The organism is Streptomyces fildesensis (genome assembly GCF_016107395.1).
Lineage (GTDB): Bacteria > Actinomycetota > Actinomycetes > Streptomycetales > Streptomycetaceae > Actinacidiphila > Actinacidiphila fildesensis.
Map to the genome: position 1 here is coordinate 1 of NZ_JAAIKO010000237.1, position 317 is coordinate 317.

Genomic DNA, 317 nt, shown 5'->3' on the forward strand with positions numbered 1-317 from the left:
CTCTTCCGATCTGTGGAGATTAGGACAGTGTGAACCCGCACGGGAATCATAGCACCTTTGTCATTGTAGTACTCAACAGTAACCTGAGTCTTGCCATCAGGTCTGAGCCATGGGCAAATGCCACTCTTCCTTACATCAGTGAGGCGTGCACCAAGCTTGGTTGCAAGAACATGGCTCAGAGGCATGTATTCTGCAGTCTCGTCAGTTGCATAACCAAACATATGGCCTTGATCGCCAGCACCTATATCCTCTGGACGCTTGGTAAAATGGCCATGAACACCTTGAGCAATATCAGGACTCTGCTGTTCAATGTTTAC

At 48.3% G+C, this 317-nt stretch carries 1 pseudogene; it reads right to left on the reverse strand.

Annotated features, from left to right (window positions below):
- Positions 1-317, reverse strand: a pseudogene (locus C6N31_RS47320) (methionine adenosyltransferase); the annotation flags it as partial.